This is a genomic window from Streptomyces sp. NPDC059850, assembly GCF_042731515.1.
Classification (GTDB): domain Bacteria; phylum Actinomycetota; class Actinomycetes; order Streptomycetales; family Streptomycetaceae; genus Streptomyces.
This window is the reverse complement of the sequence record NZ_JBHWJI010000015.1, coordinates 136,379-157,572: the sequence shown is the minus strand read 5'-3', so window position 1 is coordinate 157,572 and position 21,194 is coordinate 136,379. Positions and strand designations below refer to the sequence as shown.

The window sequence follows — 21,194 nt, the reverse complement described above, 5'->3', positions numbered from 1 at the left end:
GGGCTAGAGGGAACCGTCCAACGGCCGTGCGGCCGCGAGGAGTTGGTGGGTGCGCTGGCGCACCGTCTCGGGGTAGTTCTCGGCGAAGGAGGCGATGTTCAGGTTGTCGTCGCGGAGGCAGTCGAACAGGACGGTCGGGCCCCGGCCGGTCTCCCGTTCCTCGTCGGTGTAGCACACCATCAGATGCATGATGGCGGTGTCCGGGAGGACGTGGATGCCGGTGCTGGGGTGCGAGCGGGTGGCGAAGCCCCACAGCACATCGCGCAGGTCGGTGGGGTCGATGTCATGGTCGAGCACCATGATCCGGGTGACCCACCACCCCCCGTGCGGAAACGTGTCGCACGCCTCGCCGATGGCCCGGCACAGCTGCTCGGAGGAGGTGAAGCCGGTGCGCTCGCGCCAGTCGGCGTCCACGGTGACGGCCAGCACGTGGACCGCCGTCTCCGGGATCATCCAGGCCGCGGCGACCGGCAGCCCGGCCTCGCGCAGATAGTGGGTCCAGCGGGCGGAGTGGGTCAGCCCGATGAGGGTGTGGTCCTCGTCGACCGGCTTGCCCGCGCACACCACCGGCATGATCGGGTCGTTGCGGTGGGTGATGGCGGTGACGGTGTACGCGGGCAGCTCCACCGCCCAGTCGGGGATGTAGCCCGCGAACTCGCCCATCGGGCCTTCCGGCACCAGCTCGTCGTGGTTGATGTACCCCTCGATGACGATCTCGGCGGTGGCGGGCACCTCCAGGTCGACGGTCCGGCAGCGGACCAGCTCCACCGGGCGTCCGTAGTACGCGCCGAGGTAGGCGGCCTCGTCCACCTCCTCCGGCAGCGACATGGTGGACACGAACGGGATGGCGGGCTCGGCACCGAGGACCAGCGCGAAGGGGGTGCGCTCGCCGCGTTCGCGCCACATGTCGTCGATGAGACCGATGTGCTGCGGCGAACCGGTGAAGGTGGCCATGCGGTGCGCGTCGTGCAGCATGGCCCGCGCGATACCCCAGTTGGTCCAGCGGCGGTCCGGGCTGCGCAGCACGAAGGTGCCGATGGTGTTCACGTACCGTCCGCCGTCGCCGTCGTGCAGCAGCGGGAACGGGAACCGGGTCAGGTCGGCGTCCGCGCCGAGCAGGACGTTCTCCTGGCAGGGCCCCGACGCCACGGTGACCGGCGGTATGGGGGCGGCCGACTGGGCGGCCACCAGCCCGTCCAGCAGCTCCAGCGGCCGGGTGTCCGGGTCGAGCCCGAGGGAGAGCGCGACCCGGGCGTACGGGCTGTCGGGGACGCTGCTGTACGCGGCGGGCGCCGTGAGGACCCGGAAGCCGGGCGTGAAGCCCCGGATGCGGGACAGCAGATGCGCCGGGGCCCGGTGTTCGGTGGCGTAGCGGGCGATCGCACCGATCTCCAGCTCGGCGTCCACCTCGTCGTCGATGACCCGCAGATCGTCGAGCTTGGCCAGGGCGTCCAGGTAGTCGCGCAGACTGGACAGGTGATTCATGCGGTTTCGTCCTCACCTCGGTGTCGGGGTCGGGCGTGTTGCCGGGCGTCGCGCATCCCGTTCCATCGGCAGGCCTTGGGCGTGTCGATGCCGAACTGGTCGAGCACGCGGGTGACGGTGTGGTCGACGATGTCGTCGGCCGTCTCGGGGTGCTGGTAGAAGGCGGGCATCGGCGGCAGGATCACCGAGCCCATGCGGGACAGCGCGAGCATGTTCTCCAAGTGGATGTCGCTCAGCGGGGTTTCCCTGGGCACCAAGACCAGCTTGCGGTGCTCCTTCAGGGTGACGTCGGCGGCGCGGGCCACCAGGCCGTCGGCGAAGCCCACGCGGATCGCCGCGAGGGTCTTCATGCTGCACGGCACGATCACCATGCCGTCCGTGCGGAAGGAGCCCGAGGAGATGGCCGCGCCCTGGTCCTCCGGGTTGTGGGTGACATCGGCGAGGGCCGCGACCTCGCGGACACTCATCGACGTCTCGTACTCGATGGTGGAGCGCGCCCAGCGACTGACCACCAGATGCGTTTCCACCCCGCCGTGCTCGCGCAGCCGCTCCAGCAGCCGCACCCCGAGCACGGCCCCGGTGGCGCCGGTGATGCCCACCACGATCCTGGCGGGTCCTGGGTTGTCCAGCGGCAGCGCCATCAGGCCTCCTGGCCGCGTCGGAGCACGAGGGCGTCCACGCGGTCGCGGTAGGTGTCGAGGAAGTGGGCGGACAGCTCGTCCACCGATTCGGCGTCGAAGAGGACGGTGGGCGAGACGTCCTCGAAGTCCTCGCGCAGCGCGTTGGCGAGTTGCAGGACGAGGATCGAGTCCATGCCGTACTGGATGAGCGACACCGACGGATCGATCTTCTCCGCCGGGATCTTCAGCGTGGCCGCGGCCTTCTCCCGGAGGTAGGCCACCACGGTCTCGGCGCGGGACTCGGCGGAGGGACGCTCATGGGGTGTGTTGTCGGGGGCGGCGGGCTGGTTGGGCACGGGGGCCGGGCGGGCGTCGGCCACGGACCCGGACACGGCCACCGGCCTGCGGGCGATGCCGTCGCTCTCGGCCGCGATGATCTGCTGCCCGAGCGCCCGGGCCTGCGGCAGCACCAGGACGACGGACGGGAAGCCCTCGCCGTGGAGTACGTCGCGCCAGCTCTCGGGCGACAGCGCGGGCGAGCCGGGGATGCGCAGCGACGCGTCCTCGAACAGCCACCAGCCCTCCAGCAGCCCGAAGGTGAGGTGGCTGAACACATCGAACGAGCACAGTTCGTTGAGCAGCAGCCAACCCCCGTCGCGCAGCGCCGACTTGGCGTTGCGCAGGGTGGTGCGGGTGTCCCGGGTGGCGTGCAGGACGTTGGCGGCGACGACGAGGTCGTAGCCGCCGACCTCGATGCCCTGCGCGGCGAGCGGCTGTTCGGCGTCGAGGCGCGTGGTGTCCAGGTACGGGACGTCTGGCCCGTACTCGCTCTGCGCGTGGTTCAGGAACGCCTTGGACAGGTCGGTGTAGGTGTAGGTCTCGATGTGCTCCTGGTAGGGGCGCAGCGCCGCGAACAGGCCCACGCTGGTGCCGCCGGTACCGGCGCCGATCTCCAGGACGCGCAGCCGCGCGCCGGGGTTGCGGCGCAGCCGCTCGGACACGACGCCGACTGCGGCGTCCGCCATGGCGCGGTTGAAGGTGTCTGCCACGCGGTTGTTCTTGTAGCAGCCCTCGACGAGTTCGAGGGAGCCGCGCGGGAACATGATGTCGGTCGGCCGGGTGCGGCCGGTCAGGATGTCGGGCAGGGCGGCGAGGGTGGCGTCGACGAGCCGCAGCTCGGCCCGCTTGTCGGGGTCGGCGGACCACTCGGCGCAGCGCTCCTTCCACTCCTGGTTCAGCGCGTCGAGCGGCGGGGCGGTGGCGGGCATCGTCCGCAGCGCGTGCTCCAGCCAGGTGGTGTAGCGGTCGAGGATGGCGCCGCGTTCGCGGAGCGCGGTGAGGTCGGTTGTCGCGCCGGTGGTGTCGTCGTACGTCTCGCCGTTCCGTACGACGCCCATGGCCTCCAGGTGGCCGCGGGTCATGCGGCCGAGGAGGGCGTCGCGCTCGGCGCGCCAGTCGGCCACCGTACGCAGGATCTCCTGGCTGTCGGCGAGGCCGGAGTGGGCCATCAGGGCGTCGGCGGGGATACGGGTGGCCGTGTCGCGTTCGTAGACGGTGAGGCGGGTGGCCGGGTCGATGGGCTGGAGCGCGGCCGGTTCGGTGAGCTTGACGAAGCTGAGCTGCCGCTGCGGGCTGCCGAGCAGGGTGCCGAGCGCGGCCATCCCCTCCGGCGGTTCGATGGAGAGCAGCCCCCAGCGGGCCATGCGCTCGCGGTGGAAGTCGGAGGCGACGCTGCCGATGCTGCCCCACCAGCCCCAGTTCATCACCTTCACCGGGCCCGGCCACTGCCCGGACAGGGCGTGGGCGTACGCGTCGGCGAAGGTGCAGCCGGAGGCGTAGTTGCTCTGCCCGGCCGCCGTGGTGAACGACTGGATCGAGGAGAAGAACAGGGCGAAGTCGAGGTCGTCGTCGGCGAACACCGCCGCCATGGCCGCGCTCGCGTCGACCTTGGCCGCCAGGCTCGCGCGGAACGTGTCCTCGTCCATGTTGGCCAGGCTCTGGTCACGGAGCACCAGGGCCGCCTGGATGACGCCGTTGACGTGCCCGTACCGGTCGATGATCTCGGCGTGGGCGCGGGCGAGGGCGGCGCGGTCCGTGGCGTCGGCGGCGAGGTAGGTCACCTCGCCCCGGCCGCCGATGGCACGCAGCTTGGCGTCGATGTCCGCGTCGCGCTCACGGCGTCCGATCCACACGACGCGCGCGCCGTAGCGCTCGACCACGTGCTCGGTCCAGGCCGCGCCGAGGCCGCCCGCGCCGCCGATCACGACGTACACGCCGCCTTCGCGGTAGCGGTTGGTGGCGGTGTGCTCGGTGCCGGTGTGCCCGGTGCCCGTCGCTTCCGTCGCGCACGGGGCGAGCCTGCGGCCGAGCCACTGGCCCGCGCGGCGCACCCAGGTGTCGCCGTGCGAATGCGCGGGCAGCGCCGCGAGGTCTGCGGGCCACTCGGTGTCGCCGTCCAGGTCGAGGCGGCGCACGGTCCAGTTCGGGTACTCCTGCCCGAGCGAGCCGAAGAGGCCGTGCAGCCCGGCGTGGACGGGCCGGACCGCATCGGTGGCGTGGGTGGGGACGGCGCGCCGGGTGACCAGGGTCAGGCCGAGCGGCCGGGCGTCGTGCCGTGTCCGCAGCAGCGCCTTGACCATACGGAAGGCCGCGAGGACACCGTCCTGCTGGGCGGTGACGAGACCGGCCGCGTCGGTGAGCGCCACGTCGGTGTCGGGCGCGATCCACACGAGGTGGCCGAGCGGACCGGCGTCTCGCAGCGCGTCGGCGACCTCGTCGATGGACGCGTCCGGCGCGAGGCTCCACACGGTGGTCCGCGGGCACTGCGCGGTGAGCGCCGCCCGCTGTTCGGCGCTGCCGCCGACGACCAGGACGCGGTCCGCCGTGGACGGTACGGGCGCGCCGAACGCGGCGGGCGCGAGCGGCTCCCACACGGGTGCGTACAGCGAGGGCACCGGCTCGGGGACCCGGCGCGAGGTGTAGCCGGTCATGGCCACGCACACCGCGCCGGTGTCGTCCACGAGATCGATGTCGAGCCTGCTGAGCGCGGTCACCGCCGCCGCGCTGTCCGCGACGCGGACGACGGCCCACATCGCCGGGGTGCAGGGGGCGAAGAGTTCGAGCCGGTCGAGCGCGAAGGGGATCGCGGTGTCCTGCGGCCCGTCGGCGCCGTCGGCCAGGTGCAGCGCCATCGAGGCCTGGATGGCCGAGTCCATGAGGGCGGGGTGCAGGACGTACGGCGTGTCGGCGTGGCCTGTGTGCTCCGCCGCGTCGGGGAGGGCGAGCCGGGCGACGACGCGCCCGGGTCCGGTGTACGCCTCCTCGATGGCGCGCAGCGACGCGCCGTGCACGATGCCCATGGCCCGCAGCGCACCCGCGACACGCGCCGGGGACACCTCGTTCGGGCAGTCCGCGCGCAGCGCCGCGAGGTCGAGGGGCGCCGGGCGCGGGGTGTCCGACCGCGCGATGCGGCCTTCGCTGTGGACGGCCGACTCGGCGGTCCCGGGGGAGGCGATGTCGAAGGCGACACCGCCACCGTCCCGGAGCGGCTTCACCCGCACCTCGACGTCCACGGGCGCGCCCTCGACGGCGAGCGCCTGCACCCAGGTGACGTTGCGCATCCGCAGCGGCGTGGTGGTGTCGGCGCCGAGCGCGTGGGCCGCGGCCGCCCGCGCCATCTCCAGGTGGGCCACCCCGGGCAGGATCCGGCGGCCGTGGACCGTGTGGTCGCGCAGATAGGACTCGTCACCGGTCAGCGTGGTGGTGGCGCGGTGGCCGCCGTCCGGGTGGGGTGCGGATCGGGAGACCATCGGGTGGCGTACGACCGGCACTTCGCGGGTGGCGGGTGTGGGGGCTTCGGGGGTGGCGGGGGCTTCGGGGGTGGCGGGGGCTTCGGGGGTGGCGGGGGCTTCGGGGGCGACCGGTGCGGGGGCCGGTGCCGCCGTCGTCGGCCAGTGGCGTTCGCGGGCGAACGGGTACGTGGGCAGCGGCACTCGGCGCCGCGCCGTCTCCGGGAACACCTCGGCGTAGTCGAGCGCCACGCCTTGGACGAACAGTTCGGCGAGCAGTTCGAGGTCCGTGCGGTAGGCGAGCGGCGCGTCGGTGTGCGCCGTACCGCCGGAGCAGCGGCGCAGGGCCTCCTCGCCGAGCCGTGCGCTGTCCCCCGTACCGCTCGCCGCCACCGCCTCTCCGGTGAACGCGTGCGGTCCGTCGAACCCTTCGGCCAGGACCCGCACCAGCTCCTCGCGGTCGCGGACGACGCAGGCGAAGCGGTGGGCGAAGTGTTCGCGCCCGGCGATGAGCGTGTGCGCCACGTCACCGCAGTCGAGCCCGGGTTCGCCACGGAGGTGGGTGGCCAGGCGGGTCAGCTGCTGGGTGAGCTGGTCGCGCGAGTGTGCCGAGAGGGCGACGAGATACGCGGGGCGCGGCGCCGGGACGCGCGCGGGGGCGGGCCCCTCGTCGATGACGAGATGCGCGTTGGTGCCGCTCGCGCCGAACGAGCTGACCACGGCGCGCCTCGGGACCCCCGGGGCCGTCTCCCAGCGGTGGGTGCGGGTGCTCACGTAGAACGGACTGCCGTCCAGCGACACCGCCTCGTTGGCGGTCTCGAAGTGCAGCGACGCGGGGATCTGCCGGTGCTTCAGTGCCAGCAGCACCTTGACGACACCCGCGACACCCGCCGCGTGCTGGGTGTGGCCGAGGTTCGTCTTCACCGAACCCAGGGCGCAGTACTCGGACTTGTCGGTGTGCTCGCGGAACGCCCGGGTGAGCGCCTGGAACTCGATCGGATCGCCCAACTTGGTGCCCGTGCCGTGCGCCTCGACCAGCTGGATGTGCTCCACGTCGATGCCGTACGCGTCGTACACCTCGCGCAGCAGGCTCTCCTGGGACGCGGAGCTGGGCGCGGTGATGCCGTTGGTCGCGCCGTCGTGGTTGACCCCGGACGCGCGGATCACACCGTAGACGTGGTCGCCGTCGGCGAGGGCGTCGTCGAGCCGCTTGAGCACCAGCGCGCCGACCGCCTCGCCGGGGACGAAACCGTTCGCGCGGTGGTCGAAGGTGTGGCAGCGGCCGGTGGGCGAGAGCATCCCGGCGCGCCCGGCCAGGTCGTACAGGCGCGGTGTCGACTGCACGTACACACCGCCCGCGAGCGCCATCGAGGTCTCGCCCGCCGCCAGGTCCTTGCAGGCCAGGTCGATGGCGACGAGGGAGCTGGAGCAGGAGGTGTCCACCGCGATGGCGGGGCCCTTGAGGTTGAGGAAGTACGAGATCCGGCTGGGGATGAACGACGCGGTGTTGCCCCAGAAGGCCTGGGCGGGTGCGTCCTCGCCCAGCAGCTCCTGGTAGTCGCCGTCCCAGCAGCCGACGTAGACGCCGCAGCGCACGTCGCTCATCCGGTGGCCCGCGTATCCGGCGTCCTCCAGGGCCTTCCAGGACTCTTCGAGCAGCAGCCGCTGCTGCGGGTCCATGATGGCGGCCTCGACCCCGGAGATGTTGAAGAACAGCGGGTCGAACTCGTCGATGTGGTCGAGGAATCCGCCACGTGTGCAGCGCTTCGCGGCGCCGTTGTCCGTGCTGCTGTCGGTCGCCTTGAGGTCCCAGCGGGTGGCCTCGCCGACCAGGTCATGGCCCGCCGCGAGGTGTTCCCACAGCTCGTCCGGCGAGTCGGATCCGGCGAACCGGCCGCTGATGCCGACGATGGCGATCGGCGGCCGTGGCGTCGCGGGCGGTGTCGGGTGGTGTTCATCGCGGGCGACGACGGGACGGTGGGCGCCCAGGATGTGGGCGGTGAGGCGGTCGGCCGTGCTGTGGTCGTAGATGACGCTCGTCGGGAGGTCGAGCGCCAGGGTTTCGTTGAGTTCATGGACGAGGCGGACGCCGAGGATGGAGTCGAGTCCGTAGTCGGCGAAGGCGTGGCCGCCCTCGACCTCGTTCTCCCGCATCGCGAGCGCCTTGGCGAGCTTGTCGCGCACCACGCGGGCCACCTGGGCGTCGAGCGGTTCTTCCTGCGGGGGCGATGCGGCGGGTGGTGCGGCCACGGCGGGTTGCGCCGTTGGGCGTACGGCCACCTGCGCCGTGTGTGCCGTGTCCGCCACCGGATCGAGGTCGCCGATCCAGTACCGGTCCTTGGCGAACGGATACGTGGGCAGCGCGATCCGGCGGGGTGTCGCCGGGGCGTGCAGCACGTGCCAGTCGGGCGCCACGCCCTCGACCCACAGGGCCGCGAGCTTGGCCGCCTTCCCGGCCCGGGCCCAGCGCTGGACCAGCAGATCCCGGAGGTCGTCGTCGGCGGCGATCTCGGCGAGGGCGCCCTGTGCGTGGCCCGCCGTGGCCCGGTACACGCCCGGTGTCCCGTCTCCACCGTCCACGAACTCCCGTAGCGCGCCGCGCAGTTCGGGCACCGACGACGCGACCACCGCCAGCCGTTCCTTCATCGCCTCGCGCCCGACCTGGAGGGTGAAGGCGAGGTCGGCGAGCCGGACGTCCTCGGTGTCGAGGAATGTGGCGAGGCGCGCGGCCGAGGTGTGCAGCTGCTCCGGCGTACGGGCCGAGAGGACGACGATGTGCTCGGCGCCCTCGGCCGCCCCGCCCGTGGGAGGCGGCTGCTCGGTGGCGTACTCCTCCAGAATCACATGCGCGTTGGAGCCGCCCGCGCCGAACGACGAGACGGACGCGATGCGGGGGCGGCCGTCCGACTCCCACGCGCTCAGCTCGCGCTGGACGAAGAACGGGGTCCGCTCGAAGGCGATGTTCGGGTTCGGCTCCTCGGCGTGCAGGCTCGGCACGAGCTGCCCGTGGCGGAGCTGGAGGACGGCCTTCGTCAGCCCGGCGACGCCCGCCGCGGCCTCCAGGTGGCCGATCCCCGACTTCACCGAGCCGAGCGCACAGTACTGCGTGTCCGGCGTGTCCTGCGTGTCCTGCTCGAAGGCGAGCGACAGGCCCTTGACCTCGATGGGGTCGCCCAGCTCCGTCCCGGTGCCGTGCGCCTCGACGTAGCTCACGTCGCGGGCGGAGACCCCGGCGCGGGTCATCGCGTCCCGGATCAGCTCGGCCTGGGCGCCGGGGTTCGGCACCGTATAGCCGTTGGAGCGGCCACCGTGGTTGATGCTCGTCCCCCGGATCACCGCGAGCACACGGTCGCCGTCGGCGAGGGCGCGCGACAGCGGCTTCAGCAGGACACAGCCGACGCCCTCACCGGGTACGAAGCCGTCGCCACCGCTGCCGAAGCTCCGGCACCGCGCGTCGGCCGACAGCATGGTGGAGCCGCACAGTTCGATGTAGTCCTGCGGGTGCAGATAGAGGTTGACGCCACCCGCGATGGCCAGCTCGCACGCGCCCTGGTGCAGATGTTCACACGCCTCGTGGATGGCGGTGAGCGACGCGGAGCACATCGTGTCGAGCGTCAGGCTCGGCCCGCGCAGATCGAGAACGTACGAGGTACGGGCGCTGAGCGAGGCGAACGAGACCACCGGGGCCGCCGTCTCCCCCGACGGCAGCCGCCGCACGCCGTGGCGGGCGTGGCCCGTCTTGGTGACACCCGCGAACACACCGACCCGGCGCTGATGGCGACGCGCCAGCTCCTCGCGTGCGTATCCGGCGTCCTCCAGCACCTCCCACGACGCCTGCAGGAACAGCCGCTCCTGCGGGTCCATGGCGTACGCGTCGCGCGGCGCGATCTGGAAGTGGAGCGGGTCGAACGCCGCGAAGTCCTCCAGGAAACCGCCCCACTTGCTGTAGCTGCGGCCGGTGGCGACCGCTGTCGCGCGGTCCGGCTCGTAGAAGCCGTCCAGCGACCAGCGGTCGGCCGGAATCTCGCCGACGCAGTCGCGGCCCGCCTTCAGGTTCTCCCAGAAGGCGGTCAGGTTCTCGGCCTGCGGATAGCGGCCGCTCATGCCGATGATGGCGATGGGCTCACGCACCCCGGGTGAGGGGGCGGGAGAAGGCTGCTGGGTGGGGTCGGGTGTCACGGTGGTCTCCACGGGGGCTGTGTCCACGGGGGCTGTGTCCACGGAGGCGGTGTCCTCGGGGGCCGGTGACGCGTGCTCCGTCGCGAGGTGTGCGGCGACCGCGCGCAGCGTCGGGTGTTCGTAGAAGAGGGTCTTCGAGACATCGCCGTACCTGGCGGACAGCTCCTTGTTCAGCTGCACGACCATGATCGAGTCGAGTCCCATCGCGCCGATCGGCTCATCGGCGTCCACGGCCCGGCGCGCCACCTTGGTCACGCGTGCGAAGAGGTCGAGGAGGTGGTGCAGCGCCTCGCGCCCGGCCCGCTGCTCAGAGGCGGCGCGGCTGGGCTTGTGCCGCGCGGCGGGCGTGGTGCCCTGTGTCTCGCGTGTCCGGTCCGGGGTGCCGGTGGCGTGCTCCGGCGTGCCGAACTGCGCCGTTTCCAGCGCCTTGTCCGGGTCGCCGTGGTGCACCCACACCCGGTCCGCGCCGAGCCGCCAGGCGCGGAGGAGGGCGGCGAGCCCGTCGACCGAGTCCATGGGGACGAGGCCACGGCTGTGCCAGAGGTACGCGCGCGTCGCCTCGTCCACCGCCATCCCGCCGTCCTTCCACAGCGGCCACGCGATCGACAGGGTGCGCCCGGAGCGCTCCCCGGCGGCGACGCGGGCGGTGCGGAGCGTGGCGAAGGCGTCCAGGAAGGCGTTGGCGGTGGCGTAGTCCGCCTGGCCGGGGTTTCCGGTGAGGGCGGAGCCGGAGGAGAAGGTGAGGAGGAAATCGAGCGGTGTACTCGCGGTGGCCCGGTCGAGATGAACGAGGCCGTCGACCTTGGGCGCGAGGACGTCGTCCCACTCCTCCGCCATCTTCTTCGCGAGCGTGGCGTCGCGGAGGACCCCGGCGGAGTGCACGATGCCGTGCAACTCGCCGATCTCCTCGCGTACTCGCGCGACCAGGTGGCGGACCTCTTCCCAGCGCGAGATGTCGGCGCGCTCGTAGCGGGCCACGGCACCGGCCCCGCGCAGCTCTTCGAGGAGCACGTCGATGTGGCTGTCCTTGGCCCGCCTGCCGGTCAGGACGAGGGTCGGGCGGTCCACACCGTGGGCGATGTGGCGGGCGACGACGGCGCCGATGCCGCTCGCGCCACCCGTGATGAGGTACGTACCGCCCGCGCGCCACGGGATGCCCGCCGCCGCGTTCGGGGCCGGGACGTCCCAGGTCTGGACGGTGCGTACGCCGTCGTCGTAGCGGATGACATCGCCGTCCGTGGCGCGTGCGTTGTCCGCGACGACGGTGGCCACCACGGTGTCCTGCGTGGCCGCGCCGTCCACGCCGTCCACGCCGATCATCTGGCCCGTGAACCGGGGGCTTTCGAGCGCCGCCGTACGCAGCAGGCCCGCGAGGGCCAGCAAAGTCGCGTCGTCGCCGTCCGTCGGCACCACCACCTGTACGAGGGTGGCGCCGCCGCCTGCGGCGGGCTCGGCGGTCAGCTCGCGGACGGTCTCGAAGACCTGCCGTGAGAGGTCCGCGAAGCGGCTGTCCAGGCGCTGTTTGGCCGTGGTGACGGTGTGGCAGCGGATGCCGGGGACACGTCGCTCGACCGTGTCCCGCGCGGTGGCCGTCGCCCCGCACAGGATCACCAGGCGGCGGGCGTAGGGGTACGCGGTGCTGCCGCCACCCGGGGGCGCGGGCCGCGGGGCCCACCGGGGGACGAACAGGGTGGTGCCGATGACGGGCAGGAGGCTCTGCGCCGATGTGTCGTCGGTGGTGTCGTGGGTCGGCTCGGGGGTTTCGGTGCCGGGGATCCAGTAGCGCTCGCGGGCGAAGGGGTACGTGGGCAGGTGGGCGCGGAGCGGGGTGTCCGTCCCGTAGAGCGTGCGCCACTCGACGTCGCCGCCCTCGGTCCAGCGGGTGAGCAACGCTCCGAAGTCTCCGCCGGGCGCGCTGCCGTGTTCGCCACGTTCCACGAACGCCCTGAGTTTGTCGGTGAGTTCGGTTCGCGAGGCCACCACCCAGCCGGTGCGTCGTTCCATCGCCTCGCGCCCGGTTTGCAGGGTCCAGGCGATCGAGGGCAGCGTGTCCGACCGGCCGGGGTCGCCGAGGTGTGCGAGGAGGCGGCGCGCGACGTGCCGGAGCTGTTCGTCCGTACGGGCCGAGATCGGGACAATGACGCTCGCGCCGTCCGACATCCCGCCATCGCCGCGTTCGCTGGCCTTGGGCACGTACTCCTCGACCACCACATGGCAGTTGGAGCCGCCGAAGCCGAAGCTGCTGACGCCTGCCCGGCGACCGCTGCCGCTTGGGCGTGGCCACGGTTCGTTCTGGCGCACGATGTGGAAGGGGCCCTCGTCCAGCTGGATGAACGGGTTGATCTCCGCGCAGTGGCGGGTCGCCGGGAGCACCCCGTGGCGCATCGCCAGGATCACCTTCAGCAGCCCGGCGATGCCCGCGGCGGCCTCCAGGTGGCCGATGTTGGACTTCACCGATCCGAGGCCGCAGGTGGCCGTGGAGCCGCCGCCCAGCCGCCGGAACGCCGACTGCAGCGCCCGTACCTCGACGGGGTCGCCGAGCGCGGTCCCGGTGCCGTGCGTCTCGATGTAGCCGATGGTGTCCGGGTCGAGGTCGCCCAGCGCGGCCGTCACCAGCTCGGTCTGGGCGTCGGCGTTGGGCGCGGTGAGCGAGTTGGCCCGGCCGCCGTGGTTCTCGGCGCTGCCGCGCAGCACCGCGAGAATGGCGTCACCGTCCCGTTCGGCGGCCGCCAGGGGCTTGAGGACGACGGCGCCGACGCCCTCGCCGCGTACGTAGCCGTCCGCGTCCCGGGCGAACGTCTTGCACCGGCCGTCCGGGCTGAGCATGCCCGCGCGCTGCGCGCTCACGAACGTGTCGACGCTGAGCAGCAGGTTCACCCCGCCCGCGACCGCCACCTCACACGCGCCGGAGCGCACGGCGTCGAGGGCGCGGTGGACGGCGATGAGCGAACTGGAGCAGGCGGTGTCGACGGGCTGGCTCGGACCACGGATGTCGAGCACGTACGACACGCGGTTGACGAGCATCGAGTGCGCGTTGCCGGTGGAGGTGAACGCGTCCGGCTCCACGCCGTACGTGGTGAGCAGCGTGGCGTAGTCCGTGCCCGACACGCCCAGGAAGAGCCCGGTGTTCCGGGGCAGGTCCGCGCGGGTGTACGCGCTGTCCTCCAGCGCGCCCCACACCGTTTCGAGGGCCAGCCGGTGCTGCGGGTCCATCAGCTCGGCCTCGCGCGGATAGATCCGGAAGAAGCCCGCGTCGAACGCGTCGGCATCGTCGAGGACACCCGCGTGGCGCGGGAAGTCGGCCTCGTCCACGACGCGTTGGTAGGCGGCGTCGTAGCGGTGGCGCGGGAACTCCGTGACCGAGTCCTTGCCCTGGATGAGATTCGCCCAGTACGTGTCGAGGTCGGGCGCGCCGGGGAAGCGTCCCGCCGCGCCGATGACGGCGATGGGCATGGGCGTGTCGGCTTGGCTGTTTTCGTGATCCGGGGCGGTACGCACCTCGGGCGCGGCGGCGGGCCGTGCCACCTCGCGGACCGGTGCTTGGGCCGGGGATGGTGCTTGCGCTTCGTGCGCCGCCCGGACCGGCTCCTCGTACTCCGTGGCGAGGTGGCGGCCCAGCGCGTCGAAAGTGCGGACGTCGAAGAAGACCGCCGGGGACACGTCGATGCCGAACCGCTTGTGGATGCGCTTCGAGAAGGTGACCAGCGAGATCGAGTCGAAGCCGAAGGAGTCGAAGCCCGTGTGGACGTCCAGCTCGTCCGCGTCGAACTTGAGGATGTCGGAGGCCATGCCGCGCAGTTCGTCCACGACGAAGGAGACGATGCCGCCGTCGCGCGGTACGTCACGCGGTGTGTCGTGCCGGGGTGTTGCCTCGCTCCGGGGCGTGGCCCTCCCGGGCGTGTCGTGGTCCCCGTAGCGCACGCCCGTCAGTTCCACCGCGACCTCGCCGCCGGGCCCCAGCAGCGTGACGCTCCCGGCCGGGGCTCCGGATTCGGCTTGGGCGGCCAGGTCGAGCACGGCGTACGCCACGTCCGGGGCGCCGGTGTGGAGGCGGACGTCGGCGGTGTGCCGCCAGGTCTGCCGCTCCCAGTGCGGCAGGCCCGCGCTCTTCGCCACGAGGTGCGCGCCCTGGTCGAGGGCCGCGAGGACATGCGGGGCAAGGATGACACCCGGCTTGGTGTGGTCCCGCTGGAGTTCGGGGGCGCCGACCGTGAGCACCAGCCGTCCGTCCCGCAGCCAGGACGCCCTGTCGATCCCGCACAGCATGGGCTCGTAGTCGAGCCCGCCCTCGGCGAGTTCGGCCAGGAGCTGCGGCTGGTCGAGGGTGCGTACGGCGTCGAAGCGGACGGATTCCCGGGGTCGCGCCGGGCCGGGCGTACCGGGCGGGCCGTCCGGTACGAGGTCGAACTCCACGACACGCGTACGCGCACCCGACGCGTCCTCGGCGAACACCACACCCTGGGCTGCCTCGGGGCGCGTCGTGTCCAGCGTGATGGTCAGACGCTCGGTGGCGGTCCACTCGATGGGGCCGAGGACACGGAGGTCACGTACCCGCACCCCCGCTGCCGGATCGGCGGCGAGGCCGGAGAGCCGGGCGACGGAGAGCGCCACGTCCAGGGCGAACGCCGGGACGATGTCCCGTTCCCGGCCCCGCTGATATCCGTAGTCGAGCAGGTCGTCGAGACGGACGTCGAGGGTGTAGCGCAGGCCGTGGACATCGGATTCGTTGCGGCCCAGGAACGGGTGGAGCTTGTCGCGGAGGGCGAGCGGCGCGAGCACACTCGGCGCGCCGGGCTCCGGCGTCACCCAGCACGACACGCGGTCGAAGGGGTAGGCGGGGAGCGGGACACGCCGCAGTCGGCGCGGGTCGCCGAGCCGCGCTGCCCAGTCGACGCTCTTGCCGCCCGCCCACGTCGTACCGAGGTCGCGCGCGGCCGCCGCGCGCGGGTCGGCGCTGTGCAGCGCGGCGGTGAGGTCGCGGTCGCCCGCCAGATAGCGGTCGATGGCCGCGACGGCGCCGCGCGTGTCGGACGCGAAGAAGGCCCACCGCCTGGGGAGTTCGTTCTTGCCCACGCGCAGCGTGAACGCGATCGACGGCAGCTCGGACTCGTCCGCCCCGGTCAGATACGCGCGGAAACGGGCGAGGGAGGTGTCCAGCGCGGCATCGGTCATCGCCGAGAAGACGAACAACTCGTCGCGGCCGTCGCGGACATCGTGAGGCCCGGGGGCGCCCGGGTATTCCTCCAGGATGATGTGCGAGTTCATCCCGCCCGCGCCGATCGAGGTGATCCCGGCGCGCCGGGGATGGGTGACGACACGCCCGTCGGCCCCCTTGATCGTCACCGGCTCCCAGGGGGCGAGGGCGCGCTGCACGCGGAAAGGCGTCCCGCTGAAGTCGATGTCCGGGTTGAGTTCGTCGCTGTGCAGCGAGGGCGCCAGCGTGCCCTTTTCCATCTGCAGGATCACCTTCGCGAAGCCGATCATTCCGGCCGCGTGCAGCAGGTGCCCCAGGTTCGACTTGACCGAGCCGAGGGCGCAGAACTGGGTGTCCCCGGTGTGTTTGCGGAACGCGTCGGTGAGCGCCTTGACCTCGATCGGGTCGCCGAGCGACGTACCCGAGCCGTGCCCCTCGACGTAGCTGATGGTGCGTGGGTCCACGCCCGCGTCATCGATCGCCTTCTCGACCGCCCGCGCCTGAGCGCGGGGGCTGGGCACGGTGAAACCGTTGCGTACGCCCGCGTTCGTGAGCGCGGTGCCCTTGATGACCGCGTACACATGGTCGCCGTCGCGCTCGGCCTCGACGAGCGGCTTGAGGACGACGGCGCCCGCGCCCTCGCCCAGGATCGTCCCGTCCGCGCCGAGCCCGAAGCTGCGGATCACATCGGAGGTGGCGGTGGTGAAGTGCTCCTGCGAGGAGGAGATGAGGTTGTACGGGTGGAGGAGGAGGTTCACTCCCCCGGCCACGACCATCTTGCACTCGCGGGCGCGCAGCATCTGCACGGCCTGGTGGACGCAGGCCGAAGAGCCGGAGCACATGGTGTCCAGGAAGATCGACGGCCCGGTGAGCCCGTAGAAGTACGAGAGCATGTTGGGCAGCGTGCCGGTGTAGCTGCCGCTCGCCGCCGAGCCCCGGGTCAGGCTGTTCTGGAAGCCGTAGAGGCCGTAGTGGTTGCTCATCGCCCCGACGAGCACGCCGACGTCGCCGCCGTACTGCCGCTGGATGGTCTCGCGTGAGTACCCGGCGTCCTCCAGCGCCTCGACACCGGTCTGCAGGAACAGCCGGACCTCCGGCGACATCTGCTCGGCGTCGCGCTTGGAGACGCGGAAGTAGCGGGGGTCGAAGGCGTCGATGCCGCGCAGGAAGGTGCCCGTGCGGATGGAACTCTTGCCGAGGACGGCGCGGTCGCGGCTGTAGATCACGTCGTGGTCCCAGCGGTCGCGCGGGACCTCTTCGAAGGTGTGGCGGCCCTCTTCGAGCAGCGACCACAGCTCGTCCATCGTGTCCGCGCCGGGGTAGGTGCCGGAGATGCCGATGACGGCGATGTCGTGGTAGTCGTCGCGCGAGGGCGCGGTGGGGCGTTCGGTGACGGTGAGGGGCGCGGCTGCCGCGATTTCGGCTTGCGGTTCGGCTGCAGGTACGGCTTTGGGTTCGGCTGCTGGTTCGGCTGCTGCCGGGGCCTCGCCGCCGAGGATCGTCTCCAGCGTCGCGCGGTGCGAGGCGAGGAAGTAGCCCGCGACGTCCTCGATGGTGACGTACTCGAAGAACACCGTCTTCGGCAGCGGGCCGAAGTGTTCTTCGAGGCGCGCGGTGGTCTCCAGGATGGCGAGCGAGTCGATGCCGTACTCGACCAGGTTGACCGTGGTGTCGATCGCGTCGGGCTCGTGGTGCAGCACCTCACCGAGGATCCGCTTCAGCAACTCCTCGGTCGGCTTTGTCAGATCACCGGCTGCCGGTGCGACAGTCGTGGTGGGTGTGGCGGGCCGCTGTTCATCGCGGCGCGCCAGCGACAGCGTGGGGTCCGCGCCGTACGCCACGACGACGTGCCCGGGCGCGTCGCCCAGCGCGCGGCCGAACACGCGCAGTCCGTCCTCCGTCGGCAGGGGTTCCCAGCCGCGCTGTTTGCGCATCGACTCGCGGGTGACGGCGTCGACCGTCATCCCGCCGTCCGCCCACAGCGGCCAGCTGACGGCGACGGTCCGCCCGGTCCGCTCCCCGATGTCCACCAGCGCCTGCCGGTGGTGGGCGAAGGCGTCCAGGAAGGCGTTCGCCGCCGCGTAGTCGGCCTGTCCGGAGTTGCCGTACACCCCGGCGACGGACGAGAAGACGGCGAAGAAGTCGAGCCCGAGGTCGCGCGTGGCGGCGTCGAGGTGGAGCGTGCCGCGCACCTTCGGCTCCAGCACGGCGGGCAGTTCGGCCGCGTCCTTGGTGAGGAGGTAGCCGTCGCGCAACACGCCCGCCGCGTGCACGATCCCGTCGAGCGAGCCGTGTTCGCGGGTGATGGCGCGGACGGCCTGCTCCACGTCCTCCCTGCGGCCGACGTCGACGGCCCGGTAGTGCGCGTCCACGCCCGCTGCCCGCAGCTCGCGCAGGGCCGCGTCGCTCTCGGCCCCGGGCGCCGAACGGCCACTGAGGACGACGGTGACCCGGCCGGAGCGCGCGAAGTACCGCGCGAAGTGCCGCCCGAGGCCGCCGAGTCCGCCCGTCAGCCAGTAGACCCCGCCGTCCTTCAGCGGCGGGACCGGCGGCCCCGCGCCCAGGCCGACGTCCACGGGCCGCCACTCCTGGCGGGTGCCGTCGTGGCCGTACCGGACCTCGCCGGGCCCGGCGGGGGCGGCCGCCTCGGCGGCCAGGACGGCGGCGACCCGCTCGGGTGCGGCGGTGTCGAGCCCGGCGATACGGACGACACCCCCGGAGACGAGGGGGTTCTCGGTGGCGGCGGTCTGGAGGAGAGCGGCGAGCGGGGCGTGGAAGTGGCGCGGCACGCGGTCGTCGACGAGGACGAGCACACGCTGCGCGTCCTGCGGCCGCGACCGCATCAGCTCCTGAACGCGGGTGAAGACGACGCCGAGCGCGGCGTCGACGCCGTCGGCGAGGCGGTCGCGGCTGATGTCGGGCAGCCGCGTAAGCGAGCCGCCCGCCAAGCCGTCCCCGGCGATGAAACCGTGCACGGTTGGGCCATGAGCGGTCGGCCCATGCGCGGCCGGAGCATGGGCAGTCGGCCCCTGCGCGCTCGGGGCATGCGCAGTCGGGCTCTGCGCGACCAGCCCCACCGCGGTCGGACCCTGTGCGGTCGGACCCTGTGCGGTCGGACCCTGCACGGCCGGGGCGTGCGCGGCGGGGGCGCCTTCACTCGGCCCCGACGCCGACCCGAGCGGTGCGTCCACCCACTGGCAGGTGGCGGTGACGACACGGCCCACACCACCGCCGGACGTATCGGCGCGCTGCGCCGCGTCTGCCGGTGCGCGGCGCTGGACCAGGCCGCGCAGGCGTACCGCCACGGCGCCTCGCGCGTCGCACAGGTCGATGTCGAACGTGTCCAGCGAGCCGCCACCTGCCCGGCGGCGGACCCAGGCCCAGGTGTCGTCCGGGCAGGGGCCGTGGACCTCCAGGGCGTCCAGGGCGAACGGCAGCGCCGGGCCCTGGGGCGACGCGCCGCCCGCCTCGTTCAGCAGCAGCACCGAGCCCTGCAGCGCCGCGTCCAAGACGCTCGGCGGCAGGACGGGGCTCATACCCGGGCCGGGGCGGGCGATCCGGGCGACGAGTTCGTCCGTGCCGACGTAGATCTCGGCCAGGCCGCGCATCGCGGCGCCGTATTCCAGACCCTGGTCATGGAACGCGGCGTACACGTCCCCGGGGGTGCGCCGCGTGGGGCACGCGGCGCGCCGCGCCGTCAGGTCGACCCGCTCCGGCGTGTCGAGCCCGCCGACCTCGGCGGTGCCACGGCTGTGGATCACGCACGACGGGTCGTGGGCCGACGCGCCGCCCGTGGAGAGCTGGTACGCGAAAGCACGCCCCTCCCCAGGGGCGAGGCTCACGTGCACGTCGAGCGACGCTTCGTCGGCCACCACGGGGCGCAGGAACGTGACATCGCGCAGCCGCAGGCCGGTCGACGCCCCGGGGCCCGCCGCCTCGTGGGCCGCCGCTCGGGCCATCTCCAGGTGGGCGGCGGCGGGCAGCACCCGGGCGCCCCGCACCTGGTGGGCGGCGAGGAAGGGCTCGTCCCCGGTGAGTGTCGCGCTGTAGCGCTGCTCGCCCGCGTCGGAGGTGTTCCGCTGGACGAACGAAGTGGCACCGCCCTCCACCGGGGCCTCGGGAATCCGGAACCAGTGGCGCTCCGGCGCGAACGGGTAGGTGGGAAGCCGTACCCGCCGCCGTTCCCCGTAGCCGCCCCCGTGGAGCGCGGCCACGTCGACCGTGTCGGTCTCGCCCTCGACCCAGCGGGTCGCCTCGCGCAGCAGCCCGGGCGTGTCGTACGCGTCCCCATGCACCGTCGCCTCGGCGAGCGTGCCGTCCACGAACGAGGCGAGCGAAGCGCCGAGTTCGGGCAGGCTCGCGGCGACGAACGCGACACGCGCGGCCATCGGCTCGCGGCCGATCTGGAGCGTGTACGCGATGTCGGCGAGCCGCCGCGCCGCGCCGTCACCGGAGTGCGGGGTACGCAGATGGTCGAGCAGCTCCCGGGCGACCTCGCGCAGCTGCTCGGATGTCCGGGCGGAGAGTGGTACGAGTTCCGGCCCCACCTCGTCATCGGCGTGCCCGTCGTCGTCCCGTACGCGTACGTACTCCTCCAGGACCACGTGGGCGTTCGTACCGCCGAAGCCGAACGAGCTGACGCCCGCCCGAAGCGGCCCGTCCTGCCCGTCCGGGGCGTCCCACGGCTGAGTGTCGCGCACGATGAAGAAGGGGCTGCCGTCCAGCTTGATGAGCTTGTTCTGGGCCTCGAAACCCACGGTCGCGGGCAGCGTCCGGCCCGCGAGGGAGGCGATCACCTTGGCCATTCCGGCCACGCCCGCCGCGCCTTCCAGGTGGCCGATGTTGGTCTTGACCGAGCCGACCCCGCAGGTCGCCGGGCGCGCCTCGGTGCCCTGCGCCGCGTGCAGGTTCTGGAACGCCCGCTTGAGCGCGATGATCTCGATCGGGTCGCCGACCGGGGTGCCCGGCCCGTGCGCCTCGATGTAGCTGATGGTCTCCGGGCGGATTCCGGCGCGGGTGTACAGCCCCTCGATGAGCTGCGACTGGGCGGCCGGGTTGGTGACCGTCAGCGAGTTGGTCCGGCCGCCGTGGTTGGTGCCGATGCCCTTGATGACGGCGTGCACGGGGTCGCCGTCCTCGACGGCCCGGGCGAGCGGCTTCAGCAGCAGGACGGCGCCGCCCTCGCCGCGCACATAGCCGTCGGCGTTCTGGTCGAAGGCGCGGCTGCGGCCGGTGCGCGAGAGCATCCCGGCCTGGCTGAAGGCGATGAAGTGCTTGGGCGACCAGCACAGGTTGACGCCCCCGGCCAGCGCGAGCCCGCATTCGCCGCGCTGGAGGGCGGACACGGCCTCGTACACCGACACCAGCGAGCTGGAGCAGGCAGTGTCGTTGGTGATGCTGGGGCCCTGGAAGTCGAAGTGGTAGGAGACCCGGTTGGCGATGATGGAATAGGCGGTGCCGGTGGGGAAATAGGCGTCGGTTTTCGCGCGGTCGCGTTCCATCAGCTCCGCGTAGTCCGCGTGGCACACGCCCATGAAGACGCCGGTCGGGGTCCCGGCGATGTCGCTCGCCCGGTATCCGGCGTCCTCGATGGCCTTCCAGGCGAGTTCGAGCGCGAATCGCTGCTGCGGGTCCATGCTCTCGGCCTCGCGCGGGGAGATGCGGAAGAACGCGGCGTCGAAGCGGTCGGCGTGGTCGATGAAGCCGCCCCAGACGCTGCTGGTCTTTTCGGCGCCGCGCCTCGGGTCGCCGAAGTAGCGCTCCTTGGACCAGCGTTCCGGCGGAACTTCGGAAATGAGCGAGCGGCCCGCGCTCAGATGCCCGAACAGCTCGTCGAGGGTCTCGGCACCGGGGAGCCGCAGCGCGAGGCCGATCACGGCGATATCTTCAGCAGTGGACGGCGCGGCAGACGGAGACGGCATGGCGGCG

3 protein-coding genes are annotated in these 21,194 nt (G+C 72.6%); all 3 read right to left on the bottom strand.

Annotated features, from left to right (window positions below):
- Positions 1 to 3: 3 nt before the first annotated feature.
- From ACFV9T_RS15110 to ACFV9T_RS15100, 3 genes are read right to left on the bottom strand one after another with little or no spacing between them, the layout of a single operon-like run.
- On the bottom strand, positions 4 to 1,485 hold the full coding sequence (locus tag ACFV9T_RS15110; protein ID WP_385440145.1) for a UbiD family decarboxylase: 1,482 nt from the start codon (positions 1,483 to 1,485) through the stop codon (positions 4 to 6).
- Positions 1,482 to 2,126 carry a non-oxidative hydroxyarylic acid decarboxylases subunit B gene (locus ACFV9T_RS15105; protein ID WP_385440144.1) on the bottom strand — a complete coding sequence of 215 codons (645 nt, stop codon included), beginning with the start codon at positions 2,124 to 2,126 and terminating at the stop codon, positions 1,482 to 1,484. Before ACFV9T_RS15105 ends, ACFV9T_RS15110 begins: the two co-directional genes overlap by 4 nt.
- Complete coding sequence (locus ACFV9T_RS15100) at positions 2,126 to 21,187, bottom strand: SDR family NAD(P)-dependent oxidoreductase (protein WP_385440142.1); 19,062 nt, start codon at positions 21,185 to 21,187, stop codon at positions 2,126 to 2,128. The genes ACFV9T_RS15105 and ACFV9T_RS15100 overlap by 1 nt, the downstream gene beginning before the upstream one ends.
- Positions 21,188 to 21,194 lie beyond the last annotated feature (7 nt).